Origin of the sequence: Chryseobacterium sp. RR2-3-20 (genome assembly GCF_017808115.1) — a bacterium.
Lineage (GTDB): Bacteria > Bacteroidota > Bacteroidia > Flavobacteriales > Weeksellaceae > Chryseobacterium > Chryseobacterium oryzae.
In genome coordinates this window covers 19,858-37,613 of sequence record NZ_JADQBD010000002.1, presented here as the reverse complement: position 1 = coordinate 37,613, position 17,756 = coordinate 19,858, and the positions used below count along the sequence as shown (strand labels likewise).

The following is a 17,756-nucleotide window of genomic DNA, read 5'->3' as shown; positions in this document are numbered from 1 at the left end:
GCTTTGATTATTTTTTTAAATCTTCTTTAAGCTTTCTTGCTCCGTCTTCCACTTTCTGGGCTCCTTTAGCTGTGGCGTCTTTTACATCTCTGCTTACATCCTGAGCTCCTTTTTTAATATCTTGTCCCACTTTATGGGCATCGTTTTTCATATCTTTTGCTGCAGAATTAATATCTTCTTTTGCTTTTTGCGTAGTATTATCAATTTTTTCTCCAGCATTATCAATAGAGTTTTGAATTTTGTTTTTTGCCTCATTTACTTTAGAAGAATCTACAAGACCTGTGGTTGTTTCTGTAGTTGTCGTCGTTACAACAGAACCATCTTTATTTTCTACTGTTTCTGTTTTAGAACTAGACTCTTTACAAGATACAAGCATTGCTGCAACAGCAAAAGCTGCTAAAATGTGTTTTTTCATAATAAGAATTTTTTTATAATGTTTTTTATTGATTAGACTCTTTCAACGGTTTTTCTGTGTTTTTATTTTTTTCTTCTTCTGTCTTCTTTTTTTCTTTATCCACTTCATCTTTGATGCGTTTTTCTTCCTGCTGAACTTTAAGAGCCTGTTTAACAGAATCTTTATATTTCTGCGAAGACATTCTTATCTGTCTTGCCACATCTACAGAAACAGCACCATTAGAAAAAGAATCTACTGCCATAGTATCATAATGAGGCTGAGAAATTGTTTCGTTAGCTTCAGTTGCAGGCAATCTCTTCGAGCATTCATGAAGTAATAGTACAGAAAATAAAATAATAAATAATCTTTTCATTATAGATTTCAATGGACAATTCTAGAGAATTATTTTAAAAACTAAATTAATAAAAATAGGACATACAGTATTTAAAATAATAAATTTTTTGCATGTTCAGAATTAAAAAAGAAGCTGTAAAAAGAACAATCAGTCTATTTTAAAACTGGCAATTACAGGAAAATGATCCGAAAGATGAGCAGAATGATCAACACTGTAATGAATAGGTTTTATAGTTTCCGAAGTAAAAATATAATCTATTCTCAAAGGATATTTAAAATCGTGAAAGCTGGTTCCGCTCCCTTTTCCTGTTTCGAAGAATGCGTCTTTCAACACTTTAGACATTTGGTAATACTCGTAAGAATTGGGTACTGCATTGAAATCTCCTGCCACAATTACCGGATAAGGAGATTCTTCTACACTTTTTCTGATGAGCTGTATTTCCTCCTGATGAACTTTAAATGTCGGAATCAGTTTTTTAACCAGATCTTTCATTTTTTTCTCGTCTTCATTACCATTTCCGTCTAGTTTTACCATATCTTTTACAACTCCGAATGACTGAAGATGAACGTTGAAAACTCTGTATATTTTACCTCTTATTTCAATATCTATCTGCTCACATTGGGAAGTGACGTCTTTTTCTGTAAGCGGTTTGAAAATATCTTTTCTCTCAAGAATTTTGTATTTTGAATAAAAACAAATAATTTGTAGAGTTTCTTCTGCTTTCAGATGATCCAATTCGTAGTCTGGTCCGGATTCCTGAAGGAAAACAAGATCTGCTTTTTGTGCATTAATGTAATTCTGAATTTCATTTTTTCCCCATTTTCCAGATTTTACATTGAAGGTTACAATTTTAAGATTTGGTGTTTCTTTTTTTTCGGATGAATAGTTCAACCATCTTTTTGTAGGATTCAGAAAGAAAAGACCTGCAAACATAAAGAGAAATGCTCTTTTTTTCCAGCTGAAAATCCAGAAGAAAGTGATAATTACATATAGAATCATCATCAAAGGAAAACCTAAAGAAAGAAAACTAAAACCCCAAAAAACTTTTGGCGGAATGTATGCATTCAGTAAAACTCCGCAAAGCAGAAAGAACAATGCGAAATGAACAACTAAAAGAATAGAGCGGAATAATTTCACAGTAATTTAGTTAAATCGATATAAATGTTTTTTCCAGAGTATTGCGAGAATATATCCTACAATGGCTCCTCCAACGTGGGCTAAATGAGCTACACCACCACCATTTCCGGTAATTCCTAAGTAAATAGATCCAATAACCACCACAGGAAGCACATATTTTACTTTTACAGGAATAGGGATAAACATAATGCCGATTCTGGCTTCAGGATAAAGTGTTGCAAATGCGGCAATAATGCCGAAAATTGCTCCGGAAGCACCAAGCATGGGCGATTTAAGATCTATTAAAAGTTTTTTAGAAAGATCAAAAATTTCAGGAGTTTTATTATTTAAAAGAATGTTTCCGGCATAATTTACATCTGCCTGTCTGTAAATTTCAGTAACATCTACGCCTAACGCTTGAAGACTGTTTGAAATTTGTTGAATTTCAATAAAATTCCATAAATTAAACAGAAAAAAAGCTCCCAATCCACTCAAAAAATAGAGAATTAGATATTTTTTATCTCCTAAAGACTGTTCTAGAATAGGACCGAAACTGTAAAGTGTAAACATATTGAAAAGAATATGCATTATACCAACACCTCCCTCAAGTGGAGCATGCATAAACATGTGAGTGATAATCTGCCAAGATTTGAAATTCGGCGAAAAAGGATAAAATGCAGACAGCAAATTATACAGTTGGGGATTATTGAGTGCATACAGGAAAAAATTAGAAATAATATAAACTATAATGTTTATAATAATTAAATTTCTTGTAATTGGCGGTATATTATTAAACATTTTACTTAAAATTTATTTTTAAAATCATTAAAAGGAACTTCAAAATAGCATCTTTTGCCCGTTGGTAAAAATTCTGGGAAACCCAAAGCCGAAAAGTCTTTAATGAGTTGTTCCGCATCTATTTTGTAAATAAAATCGAATCTGGATTTACTCTGCATTTTGTTCCATTGGTTTTGGTAAAACGGCAAGAAATCTTCTTCGGTACGATATTCTAAAATTTCGAAAAGATTTTCTAAGAATTTCATTACCTGAGATTCTTTCAAACCTTCGGGAACGGCATCTATTCTTAAAACATTTTCGTGGGCAATGGTCATTTCAAAACCAAGTTCGGGAAGATATTTTTTGATGGATTTATACTTGTTCTTTTCGATCTCATTCATGTGGTATTCTAAAGAAAACAAGAGAGATTGGCTGTTTGTACTTCCTTTTTTTGCAGATTTGTTGCTTTCGGAAACCACAAGTCTGTGCATTCTTCCCAAATCCAGCATCAGCGTACGGTCGCCTTTGTTGAAAAGCCAATATCCGTTCGGAAGTCTCATAAGATCCTCATCAAAATCCTCTTCTTCAAAAAGGTTGATTTTTGAAGGTTCCGGAGCAATATTTTGATGATACATCTCCGTAAGATGATGAATTTCGGTCTTTGTTGCCGGTTTTTCCTCCAAAAAAGGATTGTAATCTCGGTCTACAATAATTTCCGGCATTTTAAAACTTGCAGAATTACTCTTACTGGGAAAACTTTTCTGCATAATTTCATCCAGATGCGGATCTCTTTCAAAATCGAGACTGGGAGCGATATTGTAAATTCCTAAAGACCGCTTGATGGTAGATCTCAACAACGCAAAAATAAGATGCTCATCTTCAAACTTTACTTCTGTTTTCTGAGGATGAATATTCACATCTATTTTCTCAGGATCTAATTCCAGAAAAAGAAAAAATGTAGGAATGTAACCGGGCATCAGTAATCCTTCAAAGGCTTCCTGAACTGCTTTGTTGAAATATGGGCTTTTAAAATACCGTCCATTCACAAAAAGAAACTGTTCCCCTCGTGTTTTTTTTGCACCTTCTGGTTTGGCAACAAACCCATGAAGTTGGCACCAAACAATATCTTCTTTAATGGGAATAAGCTGAGGCTGAAGTTTTCTTCCGAAAATATCTACAATTCTCTGCATTTGAGTCCCTTTTCTCAATCGGAAAACAGGCTCGTCATCGTGAAATAAAGAAAATTCTAAATTTTCATGAGCCAGAGCAACTCTTTGAAATTCATCAATAATATGACGAAATTCTATATTGTTATTTTTAAGAAATTTTCTTCTTGCCGGAACATTGTAAAATAGATTTTTAACTAAAAAATTAGATCCTTCCGCAGTCTGTACAGGCTCCTGAAACTGAAATACACCACCTTCAATGTAAATATTGGTTCCCAAAGGAGAATCGGGGCGTTTAGTTTTTAATTCAACCTGAGCAACAGCAGCAATCGAAGCCAAGGCTTCTCCGCGAAAACCTTTGGTAGCAATTTTAAAAATATCTTCGGTTCCTTTTATTTTAGATGTGGCGTGTCTTTCGAAAGCCATTCTTGCATCGGTTTCGGACATCCCTTTTCCGTCATCCACAACCTGAATAAGGTTTTTTCCGGCATCACGAATAATCAGTTCAATTTTTGTAGCTCCCGCATCAATAGAGTTTTCCAAAAGTTCTTTCACAATAGATGCAGGGCGTTGTACGACCTCACCTGCTGCAATTTGGTTGGCTACATGATCGGGTAAAAGCTGAATGATGTCTGACATAGATGAATAATGAACTTACAAAAATAGGTAAAGCAAATAAGATTTAAAATAATTAAAGAATGAATTAAAAATTAAGTTTCTTTGAGAGATTGGTTTCATCCATGAAAAAGCTCTCATTACGTTTTAATTTAATGAGAGCCAAAACTAAGTAAACTATGATTATGCTTGTGTTTGAAAAATTATTTACATCATTTTCTCTTCCAAAACGAGTTTAGATTTTTCCGGTCTTTTTTCTTTTACTGTTTCTTCTTCGGTGCCGTGTATTTTATCGTATATAAATGCCATGAAATTTGGTTTGTTATATATTTTGGAATATCTGTAATTCGTATAAAAATGTCTTAAATGAATTTTATAAAAATCGTACCCGATAACTACGAGAAGACATGTACTGATGACATAGAAAACCCGAAATTCGAGATAATAATAGGTAAGTCCAGAAAAAATAGCTCCCAAAACATAAGAAATCATAATACTGGAAAGTAACTTTGCTCTTGCAATAAGTTCCGGATTTTTACGGTATTTCTTTTGAGTAAACATAGATGTTAAAATGCCCAAATCGGTTGTAGTTCCTGTTAAATGGGTTGTTTTTACTAAGAAATTAGAAATACTTGCTGTTAAACCATTCTGAAGACCTGTTGCAAAAAGCATTAGTGCAACCATTACCTGTGCTTCTTCGATGGTTTTCTGATAATAAAATTGACCGTAAATTCCGACAGATAAAAGACACACAATCTCCAGTACCAAAGGGAATGCATGGGCAAAATATTTACTTTTCTTGTTAAAATTAATTACCGAAAAATTTGCCGTAAAACTTCCGAAAAAGAAAAGAAAAATCCATGCACCCACTATTGCAACCTGAGTCCAGTTGCCTTTGCTTATTTCTGCGGCAAAAACAGCGTAATGACCGGTTACATTGGAGGTAAAAGATAAAAAAATAAGGAGAGATGCTATATTTATAGTTCCTGCTGTAAAAGCAGTCAGCGTTCCCAGTCTAATGTTGTCTCCCAACGTTCTGCTGTTACTATAATTTCTTAACATGATGATTGATTTTGAGGTGAGAATAATGTTTTAAACTTCTGCGAATACTTCTGCAAGCCTGCCTTTTTCCGGCATTACTTTAGGTGTTTCTAATACAATTTCGGATGAAAAAGTTTCTTTACATTTCTTAATAAAAGGTGTAAGATCGAATTTGCCTTTAGTATTTTTATTTTTGAGTGATGGAGAATAGTATATTTCAGCAATATTTTCTGCCTTTACATAGTTGTTAAAAGACCTCTGCAGACTTCCGGTAAAAATATCGCACACTATTTTATCTACTAAATGAGAATATTTATTCGCAATAATAGAATAGGCATCACAAAATTCTTTAGTTCTTATTTTGCTGAAAGCAGTTGTTTTTGTGTTGAATAAAAGATCTCTTATAGAATCTCCAGTATCGTACCCCGAAACCAATAATATTCTGTATTTTTTATTTTGTTCGGCTGTACTTTTTTCTTTCAGTACCTTTTTTAAAATATTGAGGGATTCAAGAGAATAATCTGTTGCTATTAGAATTGTTGTGCTCATATATGGATGATTTAGTTGTGTAACATTTTGATATTACAAAACTATATCTGCCATATTAAAAGCTTTTTGGAAAGGAATTAAAATGTAATTAAAGAGATTAAAATCAGATTAAAATTTATCTTAAACCGAATTCGGGATAAGCAAGTTTTTTACTGTTATCCTGAACTCACGTTATCTTAATATGTGGATTAAGAATTATCTTGATTCACTAAAGTACCGTAAAGACTGGGAAAACGCATCTGAACTGTCGTTCCTTCATTCTCGTTTGAGCTTACCAAAAGTTCTCCGTTGTGCATTCTTACAATATTCCTTGCAAGAGGCAACCCGATTCCGTAACCTTCATAGTTTCGGGTGTTAGATGCCCGGAAAAAAGGATCGTATATTTTATTCATTTCAGACTGCGGAATTCCTATTCCAGTATCTTTTATAATGATATAAAGATTTGTGTCTGTTGCACCTAAAGAAACCCTTACTTGTTGATGATTAGAATACTTGCACCCATTATTAATGATATTGGCAACTGCTAAGTGAAGAAGCTGTTCATTTCCCTGAACTTTCAGTTTTTTGGGATTATCGGGAAGCATACTGATGTCAAGAAAAATATTGTTTCGGGAATCTATTCTTCTTAAGGTTTCGATAACGTCCCAAAGAAGCTGATCCATTCTAACACGGTCTATTTTCTGAATCTTTCCGTCAAAACCTGTTTGAGCAATAAGCAGAAGTGCTTTTATTTTTTTGTCTAGTTTTTCGGCTTCATCTAAAATAATTTCCAGTGTTTCTTTATATTCTTCGGCAGTTCGGGTAATGGAGAGTGCAACATCTGCTTCTCCCATAATTGAGGTAAGAGGCGTTCTCAATTCATGCGAAACATTTCCGATGAGGTGGTTTTGAGTTTCAAAGGAAGTTTCAATTCTCGTAAGCATGGTGTTGAATGTTTCTACAAGCTCGTTCAGCTCTTTATTTCCCGGCTGAGGTTCCAACCTTAGATGAAGATTTTCCGAACTGATTTCCTTTACTTTTCCAGTAATTTTAAGAATAGGTTTAAAAAGGGTTTTAGAAAGGTAAAAAGAGAAAATCATGCTGAAAAATATCGAAAGAATCATACATGTAATTAATGTACGTTTCAAAAACCCGAGATAATGAACTACGTAATGATTTTTTGCTGAAGCAATGGCAATGTAGTCTTTATTTTGATACCGGAAGGTTTGCCCAATGTAATAAAATTCTTCATCATTGAAATTGGCTTCCCCTTTTTTGATGATGTTACGAAAAAAAGTATCCGGAATATGTATTTTTTGAGAAATATGGCTGAAATTAGAATCTGTAGGTACCGCAAAAACATAATCTCTTTCCATGGGAAGTTCTTCATCATTTGTACTGTTGAGAACGTAGTTTTCCGGAAGATCGAGAAGTTCTTTATTTTTTTCGATCTGAACAATGGTGGTTGTTCGTATTTTCAGCAATTCATAAAAACGTTGATGCGAAAAATTAACGATAGAAAAGTACACCGAACCTCCAAAAATAAGAATGACAGTTGTAAAAACAGCCATCAGAAGAATCATCGTTTTGGTTTGGTTGGTAATAACTTTTTTAAACATTTTCTAAGGTTTTTTAAGCACATATCCCATTCCTATAACCGTATGAATGAGTTTTTTATCTTCCTGACTGTCGATTTTTTTCCTGAGATAATTTACATAAACATCTACAACATTGGTTCCTAAATCATAGTTTACGCCCCAAACCGCATCCAGAATTTCTGCTCTGGAAATTACTTTTTCAGGGTTGTTGAGAAAATACATAAGGAGTTTATATTCTGTAGAAGTTAGAGAAACTTCCTCTCCCGACCGAGTTACTTTTTTGGTGTAATCGTTTACAACAAGATCAGAAAACTGATGAACATATTCGCTGTCGGGCTTATCTTCGGTATTTTCGTTTTTCATGGGGTTGCTTCTTCGGAGAAGAGATTTTATTCTTGCAACCAATTCTATAAACTTAAAGGGTTTTACAAGATAATCGTCGCCACCGTTTTCCAGCCCTAAAACGATATTTTCTGAAGTTCCCAAAGCGGTAAGAAAGAGAATAGGAACATTTTTGTTGGTTTTTCTGATTTCCTTGCAGACTTCCAGCCCGTTCATTTCGGGAAGCATAATATCTAAAATAACAAGATCGAAATCATTTTCCTGTACGAGATTTACGCCGGTACGACCGTCGAATGCAACAGAAATTTCGTAGCCTTTTTCCTGAAGTCCTTTTTTAATAAAAGAAACCACGCTGGTTTCGTCTTCAATCAGCACAATTTTTTTCATATCAGTAACCAATATTACAAAAATAGGGAAAAGAATATTAATGAATTGGAGATGATAAAAAATAGGATGTATTCAAGACTCAATTTTGAATTTTAATATATTTATGAGAACGGCATAAAAAATCCGCTTCAATAGAAACGGATTTTTTTGTTATTGTAACTCGATAGGATTGCTGTTGTTTTTAGCCTCTTCTTTTATTCTTTCCTCCATTCTTTTCCGCATATCCGCAGGATTAGGATTTCCGCCACCGCCTCTCATTGGTGGCGCAATTCCACCACCACGACCTGCCGCTAAAAAAGACATGGGATCTTCTCTAAATTTTTCCTGCTGTTTAAGATAATCTTTACGTTTCAGTTTGATGATGTTTCCGAACTGGTTCATTTCAGGAAAATCTGAAATTTTATAGTTTTTCATTAAATCGAAAGAATAGTCTCCGGAAGAATCTTCCAGTTTTATAATTAAACCCGGAAGACCTGTAAACTTATACGGACCGTCCTGATAGGGTAAATCTGTAGTAAACCATGCAGTCCATTTTCTTCCTGCAAAATCAGTTTCGGCTTTCTGCACTTTGTAATCGCCAATTTTTGTAGTTTCAGCTAAAACTTTCCAATCTAAAGGACGTTCTTCCTCATAAGCGTAAATATCTCGTCCAATACGGTCTTTGAAAGTCATTTTCTGAGATTTTTTATCTTTTTCAACAGAATAGTTAATATTAGATCTCAAACTTTCCATTTGTTCGCGGTTTACACCTCTTTCGCCTCCACTTTGGAAGTTAGAACGTAATATAGAATCTCTTTTTATTCTGTTTTCAGAGTAGAATAAAGATTTTTCCCCGGAAATATCTAAATATGCATTCTCGGTTTTTACATCTTTTTTATCGCTTGCGTTGGGTTTCATGGTAACTTGGTAAACGAATCTGTTCGTTTGCGCCATAGAAATTTGTGCCACAATTAATAATGCTACAACGGCAATTTTTTTCATTGTTATTTTGATTTATTCTTTTGATTTATTCTTTTGATTTATTCTTTTGATTTTAAAATACCTGCAAAGTTAAGCCCATCAATAATAAATATAGGCAAAATAAAATCACCAATTTTTATTTACTAATAATTGTTCGTATTTTTGCATGATTAAATCATTCTAAATAAATACAATGATAAAGGTTTCAGATCAGGCAAAGGTTAAAGCGGTTCAGCTGATGACAGAAGACGGCTTTAATCCTGCTGAAGATTATATAAGAGTTGGGGTAAAAAGTGGAGGATGTTCAGGTTTAGAGTATGTTCTTGGTTTTGATAATAAACAAAACGATACAGACCAGATTTTTGAAGATAACGGAATAAAAATAGTCGTTGAAAAAAAATCGATACTTTATCTGGCAGGAACCACATTAGAATATTCCGGGGGATTGAATGGAAAAGGATTTGTTTTTAATAATCCTAATGCATCCAGAACATGTGGGTGTGGAGAGAGTTTTAGTTTATAGACACGAGATGAAAGGTGTGGATGTCGGGCTTTTGTCTGAAATCTAATATCTGGATTCTGAAATCTTAAAAAATGAGTAAATACACAGAAGACGATTTACGCGTCGATTTAGAAAATAAAAAATATGAATTCGGTTGGGAAACCAAAATCGATTATGAAGATTTCCCGACAGGATTGAATGAAGACATTATTCGGGCTATTTCTGCAAAAAAAGAAGAGCCGGAATGGATGACTGATTGGAGATTGGAGTCTTTCAAAATCTGGTTGAAAATGACTGAGCCATACTGGGCAAATATTAAATATGAAAAGCCGGATTTTCAGGCAATTAAATATTATGCAGCCCCGAAAGCAAAACCAGAATTGGAAAGTCTGGATGAAGTAGATCCTGAATTATTGAAAACCTTCGAAAAATTAGGAATTAACATCGAAGAGCAAAAAAGGCTTTCTGGTGTTGCAGTAGATATTGTAATAGATTCCGTGTCTGTAAAGACTACTTTTCAGGATACGCTGATGGAAAAAGGGATTATTTTCTGTTCCATTTCTGAAGCCATTAAAAACCATCCTGATTTAGTGAAAAAATATCTCGGAAAAGTAGTTCCAAGAGGAGATAATTTCTACGCAGCTCTAAATTCTGCTGTGTTTTCAGATGGAAGTTTCTGTTACATTCCAAAAGGAGTAAGATGCCCTATGGAACTTTCTACCTACTTCCGTATTAATCAGGCAGGAACGGGGCAGTTCGAAAGAACTTTAGTGATTGCTGACGAAGGAAGTTACGTGTCTTATCTTGAAGGTTGTACAGCACCATCACGAGATGAAAATCAGTTGCACGCAGCTGTTGTAGAACTCATTGCGATGGACGATGCGGAAATTAAATATTCTACCGTTCAAAACTGGTATCCGGGAGATGAAAATGGTAAAGGTGGAGTTTTCAACTTTGTGACGAAAAGAGGACTTTGCGAGCGCAATGCAAAAATATCTTGGACGCAGGTAGAAACGGGTTCTGCTGTTACCTGGAAATATCCAAGCTGTATTCTAAAAGGTGATAACGCTGTGGGCGAATTTTATTCCATCGCTGTTACCAATATGCATCAATATGCAGATACGGGAACAAAGATGATTCACATCGGAAAGAATACCAAATCTACGATTATTTCCAAAGGTATCTCTGCGGGGAAATCAAACAATTCCTATCGAGGTTTAGTTAAAGTAATGCCAAGTGCAAAAGGAGCAAGAAATTTCTCTCAGTGTGATTCTCTTTTGATGGGAAATGAATGTGGCGCACATACGTTCCCTTATATCGAAATTAAAGACCCAACGGCACAATTGGAACACGAAGCAACGACTTCAAAAATCGGGGAAGACCAGATTTTCTACTGCAACCAAAGAGGAATTGATACAGAAAGAGCCATTGCTTTGATTGTGAATGGATTCAGTAAAGAAGTACTGAATAAGTTACCAATGGAATTTGCTATAGAAGCTCAGAAGTTACTTGAGATTTCTTTGGAAGGTTCTGTTGGATAGTGGATTTAACATTAAGGAATTAAGAAAATTAAAGGCTTAACTTCTTAATGTTTAAAAATTAAGGAATTGATAAATCAATTCTTTCGAAGAAAATTAATATGACCAAAGCAGAAGTAACACAACTTTCTTATGATATTGTAGGATGCGCAATCAAGGTTCATAAAGAATTAGGACCAGGATTGTTGGAAAGTGTTTACGAATTGTGTTTGGCTTATGAATTAAGGGAAAAAGGATATTTAGTTCATCAACAGGTTACTACAAAAATCAACTACGGAAAGATTGAAATCGAAACTCCGCTTAAGATTGATTTACTTGTCAACGAGATAGTCGTTGTAGAAATTAAAACTGTTGAAAAATTATTGTCTGTTCATCAAGCTCAATTGATGACCTATATGAAAATTTTGAAAAAACCTCAAGGGCTTTTGATTAATTTTTATACAGATAATATTACTAAATCAATGATTCCATTAGTGAATGAATATTTTTCAAAACTGCCGGAATGAATCATATAACATTAAGGAATGAAGTTAAATAGTAAAAGCTTAAAAACCTTAATTTAAATCAATTTATTGATTTACTTAAAGAAATTGAACATTAGAATTAACTTAAATTCTTAATGTTAAAAATAAAAAACAAGTTTTAAACATATATAATGCTTAATATCAAAAACTTACACGCCAAAATTGAAGAAGGCGATAAAGAAATTTTAAAAGGAATTAATCTTGAAATAAAACCAGGCGAAGTACACGCCATTATGGGTCCTAATGGAGCCGGAAAATCTACTCTTTCTTCTGTTATTGCAGGAAAAGAAGATTACGAGGTGACTGATGGTGAAATCCTCTTCGATGGCGAGAATATCATAGAAGATGCACCTGAGGAAAGAGCCCACAAAGGGATTTTTCTTTCATTCCAGTACCCGGTAGAGATTCCTGGAGTTTCGGTTACCAACTTTATTAAGGCAGCTTTAAACGAAAACAGAAAAGCCAACGGATTGGAAGATATGCCGGCTAAAGAAATGTTGGCAATGATTCGTGAAAAGTCTGAAAAATTAGGAATTAAAAAAGATTTTCTTTCCAGATCTCTAAACGAAGGTTTTTCTGGAGGTGAAAAGAAAAGAAACGAGATCTTCCAAATGATGATGCTTAATCCGAAATTGGCGATTTTAGATGAAACCGATTCCGGATTGGATATTGATGCATTGAGAATCGTTGCCGATGGTGTAAATGCTTTCAAAAATGAAGGAAATGCTGTTCTTTTAATTACGCATTACCAGAGATTGCTTAATTATATTCAACCAGATTTTGTTCACGTTTTGGCAAACGGAAAAATCATCAAAACGGGAGATAAATCTTTAGCATTAGAATTAGAAGAAAAAGGTTATGATTGGTTACTAAATTAAGATTATTGAATTGTAATTAAATCATTGCAAATGAAATATACTCTTAAAATTTGGGGAATTACAAATTTAATTTCAGCAATATTTTTTTTAATTTCATATATTATTAAACCTAACGAACTATTTAGTTTTATAATTGTTTATGTGATATTTTTGGGATTAATTTTGTCTATTCCAGCAATGATTATTGGTTTTTGCAAAAAAAGCTTTTTGAAAAATATACTGTTATTAAATCGAAAGTAATTTTAAGTATATATACTTTTGTTTCGGTTTGGGTTACTTTATTCCTTATTAATATTTTGATGTATTTGATTCCGATTAAGAATTTTGTAAGCGCATTTTATCGAATGGCATTTTTATATATAATTCCTATGATTTTTGCAATTTGGCTTTTTAAAAATTCTAAAGCATTAAAATTAAATTTAGAGTAAAAGGTGTTTCAAACCAACAAAAATAAAATAAATAATAAATGGTGCAAACCACAGAAATACCAGCAATGGCATTAAAAGAACAAATTTTAAATAATCACAGCGAATTTCTTGATACGCTTCGCCATCGTTTTTTAGATGAGACCAGAATTGAAGCATTGGCAAGATTTGCTCAGATTGGCTTTCCTACAAAGAAAGACGAAGAATATAAATACACGAACCTAAAAGAAATTACAGAAAAGGATTACAATTTCTTTCCAAAAGAAAATCATCATATTACTAAAGAACAGCTTAATGAGTTGCATTTAGGAGAAGAAAATTTCGACTGGATTGTGTTCGTGAACGGCAAGCTTCATAAAGAGCTTTCTAATATTTCGATTGAAAATGCTGAGTTTTTGTCTTTCAATTATGCTTTGAATGATGATAAACATAAAGATGTTTTCGAGCAGTATTTTAATACCATTGCTGCGAAAGATTTAGCTTTTACCAATTTGAATCAGGCTTACTGTAAACATGGTTTTTTCCTTAAAGTGCCTAAAAATGTAGTAATTGAAAAGCCAATTCATATTTTTTATCTTTCTCAGAATCAGGATGAAAACACTTTTTATAATACAAGAAACCTGCTGATTGTAGAAGAAGGTGCCAAAGTGGAAATTATAGAAAGTCATCATAATTTCGATGAAACGTATGTTTTTACGAATTCTGTGACAGAGATTTTCACTTCCCCTAATGCTAAAGCAGACTGGCATAAATTGCAAAATGATAATGACACGTCTTATTTGGTAGATCATACATTTGCAAAACAGGAAAAAGACAGTTTAACAACTGTAAATACCTTTTCTTTTGGGGGAAAATTGGTGAGAAATAATTTAGATTTCATTCAAAACGGATCGAATATTAATTCTTTCATGAACGGAATTACCATTATCGGAAAAGATCAATTGGTAGATCATCATACCGCTGTTCATCATAACCAGCCCAACTGCGAAAGTTACCAAAATTACAAAGGAATTTTTAAAGACCAGTCGCACGGGGTATTCAATGGGAAAGTTTTTGTAGACAAAATTGCTCAGAAAACCAATGCTTATCAGCAAAACAACAATGTTTTATTAAGCGAAGGGGCAACAATAGATACTAAGCCTCAACTTGAAATTTTTGCGGATGATGTTAAATGTTCTCACGGATGTACCGTAGGTCAGCTGAATGAAGATGCGATGTTTTATTTAAGAGCAAGAGGTATTTCCAAGAAAGAAGCTCAGGCACTGCTTTTATACGCTTTTGCCAATGATGCAATGCAAAATATTGATATTGAACCTTTAAAAGAGAAAATATCTAAATTACTTTCTGAAAAGCTTGAAGTAAATATTGAATTTTAAAATCTTAATAAAAAATGGGCGGTTACTTTTGCAACCGCCCATTTTTTTTGTCATTGCTGACTATTTTTTCTGCCACCACTGGCTGTCTTTTCTGTTAGATCTTTTTACTCCATTATCGAGATTATAAGCAAAGCCGATTCCTAAAGTTTGTTTCAGCTGTGTTTTTTGTATTTGGTTGTGGTCGTACATTAAATCTAAAGTAACAATTGAAGAAACGAATTTGTTAATCTTCATCTTCAGCAACATATTGTACGAAAGAACCATATGGTCCGGATTTTCCAGATAATTGGAGAAAATAGAACCCGTATTGGTCATTTCAATATTCTCCATTAATTTAACTTTATAAATTGCAGAAGCCAAGAAACCTAATTGCATTAGGAAGAAATCTCCATCAGCCTTTAAACCATAATTTCCGGCAAGCTGAAGATCTTTATCTAATACAAACGTAAACCTTCCGTTGATGGGTCTTAGAGTAACTGTTAGATTATCACTTGGTCTGTATGTAATACCAATACCGGCATTTACATAGCCAGGCGCCATGAAATTTGAAATTTTATTAGCTTCCGGATTATTTCCGTCATCAAATCCACCCGAAAACTGAGAAAGTAAGCTGGCTCCTGTAGAAACATACCAACTCTTAGAAAACTGAAGTCCATAATTCGTAGAGATATTAAGAACGTCCTGGGTTTTTCTTGTGCCTACTCCTTTAGTAGTATTTTGCCCATAATTCATAATAATGATGTTTTCCCAAAGATTACGGCCTTTCTCGTAAACCAAATTATAATTTGCACTTGCAAGCCAACCAATATTATTAGCTCCACCGCCTACCCAATTGGAGAAAGCAGCCTGATTAAACATGACACTATTGTTAGCATTTATAGACCAATGTCTCGGTTTTTTAATGGTGTCTACAGCTACAGAATCATTAATTACCACTTGTGCCTGAGTGCTTAGACCAAAGAATAAAATAGAGAAAACAAGGAGTTTTTTCATAGAAATGTGTTTACTTAGTTTTAAATAATCAAAAAAATAGGTTTTTTTAAAATTTTTGAAGCATCAAATTTATTACTTTTTGTCTCAAATCACAACTCAACACCTCAATCATCGCCAAAATTACCGAAATTTATCCTTGGCTTTTGATTTGACAGCATACTGATATGATTAGAAATATTATTCATAAAAAAGCGATTCTTGCTCCAATAATAATGCTCGCCGCGATGTGGTTTGGCTTTTTGCTGCAACATTTTGGTTTTTTTTCAAGTTGTTTTGGGGCCATTATTCCTTTATTACCGGAGGGATTGTTGGGTATTATTACTTCTCCCTTATTGCATGGAAATATTGATCATATTATAGGGAACTCCATTCCTATTGTTTTTCTCCTGTTTCTCCTTTACCAGTTTTACCCTGAAGTGGCAACTAAAGTCTTTATTACAGGCTGGATAAGTAGTGGTTTTCTTCTTTGGATACTTCCTCCAATAGATATTTTTTCGGGCGAATATCTCTACACATGTACTATTGGAGCCAGTGGTATTGTTTACGTACTCGCTTTTTTTCTTTTCTTCGGCGGTGTTTTCAGGTGGAATATTAAACTGCTTACCATTTCCCTGCTTGTCGTCTTATATTATGGTAGTTTAATTTGGGGAATGTTTCCCGAAGAACTATTCTATACAATGAACGAGCCGAGCAGGATTTCTTGGCAGGCACATTTATCGGGAGCAATTATAGGAAGTGTCATGGCATTCGTTTTCAAAAAATATGGAGAAAAAAAGAAGAAATATATCTGGGAGTTTCCCAATTACTATAGTGAAAAAGATGATAAATTGTGGCAGGAATACAAAGAAAACAATCCTGACGATTTTATGGAACTACCCTATAAAAAAAGAGATGATATTTGGGATCATTTAGAAGAATTGAGGAAAAAATAAATTCGTTAATTTTGGAAATAAAACACAAATGTATAAAGAAGAACATCTCTACTCAATCGCTTTAAGACAATGCAATTTTATAGGAGATATTACTTTTAATAAGCTTGTAAGAAATTTTGGAAGTGCTAAAAATGTTTGGGAAACTGCTAAAAACGAACTTGCGAAAACCCATGGAGTAGGGAAAAAAATTATTTCGGACATTGGTAATTCTGAACATTTGATGTTGGCAGAAAAAGAGATAAACTTCTGCGAAAAAAACCAGATAAAAATAAATTTGCGTCATCAGAAAGATCTGCCATTTCTCCTGAATGAATGTGATGATGCTCCTGCAATATTATATCAAAAAGGAAATTTTAATCCAGACTTAAAGTGCGTAAGTATAGTAGGAACAAGGAATATTACCTCCTACGGAAAAAAGTTTATTGAAGATTTTTTCACTGAAACCAAGCAGTGTAAATATCAGTCTGTAAGTGGTTTAGCTTTAGGTGCAGATAAAGAAGTACACGAAAATTCTCTGAAAATGGAAGTTCCTACTGTTGCAGTGTTAGCTCATGGTTTTCAGACACTTTATCCTTCTAAGAATAAGCAACTTTCCGAAAAAATATTAGAAAATGGCTGTCTGTTTACAGAATTTAATTCAATGCGCAAACCCGATAGGGAAAATTTTATTCAGAGAAACAGAATTGTTGCAGGAATATCATCATCAACAATTGTAGTAGAAACAGCCTTTGGTGGAGGTTCCATAAGCACTGCCACTTTTGCGAATCAGTATAACCGGGATGTCTTTGCACTGCCCGGCAAAATTACAGATAAATACAGCCAAGGATGCAATCAACTTATATTCCAGAACAAAGCATCTGCAATTTCAACCATTAAAGATCTTTCCGAATCTCTAGGATTATGCCCAAATTACCTTAATATGGAAGAACTTTTTCCTCAAAGTACATTTTCGATTCCGCTTACTGAAAATCAGGAAGAAATTTACAGGGTTATTGCAGATCATCCTCAAATTACTTTAGACGATTTGTCCGGGAAAATATTGCTTGCATCACACAAAATATTGCCTGTTATTCTAGAGCTTGAGCTTTTAGGTAAAATAAAATCATTTTCAGGGAGACAATTTGTTGCTTTGTAAGAATTAATGATTTCTTAATATTTCATCATTTCATAAATAACATTTAATTTTTAATAACATTTAAACAACTATTATTAATTTAATAATATTTTGTCGCATTATTATTTAATTTTTCATAAATAACAAAACTACTATTGTGAATATTGAAAAAAAAATTAAATTTGTTGAAATAAT

Annotated in this window: 18 protein-coding genes; 7 read left to right on the top strand and 11 right to left on the bottom strand. The window is 33.5% G+C overall.

The window, feature by feature from the left end:
- Window positions 1-7 precede the first annotated feature (7 nt).
- From IV513_RS00795 to IV513_RS00750, 10 genes are all read right to left on the bottom strand, one after another.
- Window positions 8-415 (bottom strand): hypothetical protein, encoded by a 408-nt coding sequence (locus IV513_RS00795; protein ID WP_209388614.1) that lies wholly within the window; start codon window positions 413-415, stop codon window positions 8-10.
- 25 nt (window positions 416-440) lie between these two features.
- Window positions 441-767 carry a hypothetical protein gene (locus IV513_RS00790; RefSeq protein WP_209388613.1) on the bottom strand — a complete coding sequence of 109 codons (327 nt, stop codon included), beginning with the start codon at window positions 765-767 and terminating at the stop codon, window positions 441-443.
- Window positions 768-896: 129 nt separating this feature from the next.
- Entirely contained in the window at window positions 897-1,886 is a 990-nt protein-coding gene (locus IV513_RS00785; RefSeq protein ID WP_209388612.1) for an endonuclease/exonuclease/phosphatase family protein, read from the bottom strand.
- A 6-nt stretch (window positions 1,887-1,892) separates the two neighbouring features.
- Window positions 1,893-2,663, bottom strand: a complete 771-nt coding sequence (locus IV513_RS00780; protein WP_209388611.1) for a rhomboid family intramembrane serine protease — start codon at window positions 2,661-2,663, stop codon at window positions 1,893-1,895.
- A 5-nt stretch (window positions 2,664-2,668) separates the two neighbouring features.
- Entirely contained in the window at window positions 2,669-4,447 is a 1,779-nt protein-coding gene (gene mutL, locus IV513_RS00775; RefSeq protein WP_209388610.1) for a DNA mismatch repair endonuclease MutL, read from the bottom strand.
- Window positions 4,448-4,630: 183 nt separating this feature from the next.
- On the bottom strand, window positions 4,631-5,485 hold the full coding sequence (locus IV513_RS00770; protein ID WP_209388609.1) for a YoaK family protein: 855 nt from the start codon (window positions 5,483-5,485) through the stop codon (window positions 4,631-4,633).
- Between the two features lie 30 nt (window positions 5,486-5,515).
- Window positions 5,516-6,013 carry a hypothetical protein gene (locus IV513_RS00765; protein WP_209388608.1) on the bottom strand — a complete coding sequence of 166 codons (498 nt, stop codon included), beginning with the start codon at window positions 6,011-6,013 and terminating at the stop codon, window positions 5,516-5,518.
- A gap of 188 nt (window positions 6,014-6,201) precedes the next feature.
- Entirely contained in the window at window positions 6,202-7,611 is a 1,410-nt protein-coding gene (locus tag IV513_RS00760; protein WP_209388607.1) for a HAMP domain-containing sensor histidine kinase, read from the bottom strand.
- A 3-nt stretch (window positions 7,612-7,614) separates the two neighbouring features.
- The gene (locus IV513_RS00755) at window positions 7,615-8,319 is read right to left on the bottom strand and encodes a response regulator transcription factor (protein ID WP_209388606.1); all 705 of its coding nucleotides are present in this window, start codon (window positions 8,317-8,319) and stop codon (window positions 7,615-7,617) included.
- A 150-nt stretch (window positions 8,320-8,469) separates the two neighbouring features.
- Window positions 8,470-9,300, bottom strand: coding sequence for a GLPGLI family protein (locus tag IV513_RS00750; protein ID WP_209388605.1), 831 nt, complete (start codon window positions 9,298-9,300; stop codon window positions 8,470-8,472).
- Window positions 9,301-9,472: 172 nt separating this feature from the next.
- Here IV513_RS00750 and IV513_RS00745 point away from each other — a divergent pair, with 172 nt between their 5' ends.
- The 5 genes from IV513_RS00745 to sufD all read left to right on the top strand — a co-directional run bounded on the left by IV513_RS00745 (window position 9,473) and on the right by sufD (window position 14,522).
- Window positions 9,473-9,802, top strand: coding sequence for an iron-sulfur cluster assembly accessory protein (locus tag IV513_RS00745; RefSeq protein WP_209388604.1), 330 nt, complete (start codon window positions 9,473-9,475; stop codon window positions 9,800-9,802).
- Window positions 9,803-9,873: 71 nt separating this feature from the next.
- Window positions 9,874-11,322 (top strand): Fe-S cluster assembly protein SufB, encoded by a 1,449-nt coding sequence (sufB, locus tag IV513_RS00740; protein ID WP_209388603.1) that lies wholly within the window; start codon window positions 9,874-9,876, stop codon window positions 11,320-11,322.
- A gap of 98 nt (window positions 11,323-11,420) precedes the next feature.
- Entirely contained in the window at window positions 11,421-11,825 is a 405-nt protein-coding gene (locus IV513_RS00735; protein WP_209388602.1) for a GxxExxY protein, read from the top strand.
- Between the two features lie 149 nt (window positions 11,826-11,974).
- On the top strand, window positions 11,975-12,721 hold the full coding sequence (gene sufC, locus IV513_RS00730; RefSeq protein ID WP_209388601.1) for a Fe-S cluster assembly ATPase SufC: 747 nt from the start codon (window positions 11,975-11,977) through the stop codon (window positions 12,719-12,721).
- Window positions 12,722-13,214: 493 nt separating this feature from the next.
- Window positions 13,215-14,522 (top strand): Fe-S cluster assembly protein SufD, encoded by a 1,308-nt coding sequence (gene sufD, locus IV513_RS00725; protein ID WP_209388672.1) that lies wholly within the window; start codon window positions 13,215-13,217, stop codon window positions 14,520-14,522.
- Window positions 14,523-14,582: 60 nt separating this feature from the next.
- On the opposite strand, the gene IV513_RS00720 is transcribed toward sufD, so the two are convergent.
- Entirely contained in the window at window positions 14,583-15,515 is a 933-nt protein-coding gene (locus IV513_RS00720; protein ID WP_209388600.1) for a DUF3078 domain-containing protein, read from the bottom strand.
- A 164-nt stretch (window positions 15,516-15,679) separates the two neighbouring features.
- Here IV513_RS00720 and IV513_RS00715 point away from each other — a divergent pair, with 164 nt between their 5' ends.
- Together IV513_RS00715 and dprA are read left to right on the top strand one after the other, a co-directional pair.
- On the top strand, window positions 15,680-16,447 hold the full coding sequence (locus IV513_RS00715) for a rhomboid family intramembrane serine protease (protein ID WP_209388599.1): 768 nt from the start codon (window positions 15,680-15,682) through the stop codon (window positions 16,445-16,447).
- Between the two features lie 28 nt (window positions 16,448-16,475).
- Window positions 16,476-17,582: a DNA-processing protein DprA gene (gene dprA, locus IV513_RS00710; protein WP_209388598.1), complete on the top strand. Its 1,107-nt coding sequence runs from the start codon at window positions 16,476-16,478 to the stop codon at window positions 17,580-17,582.
- The last annotated feature ends 174 nt before the right edge of the window (window positions 17,583-17,756 follow it).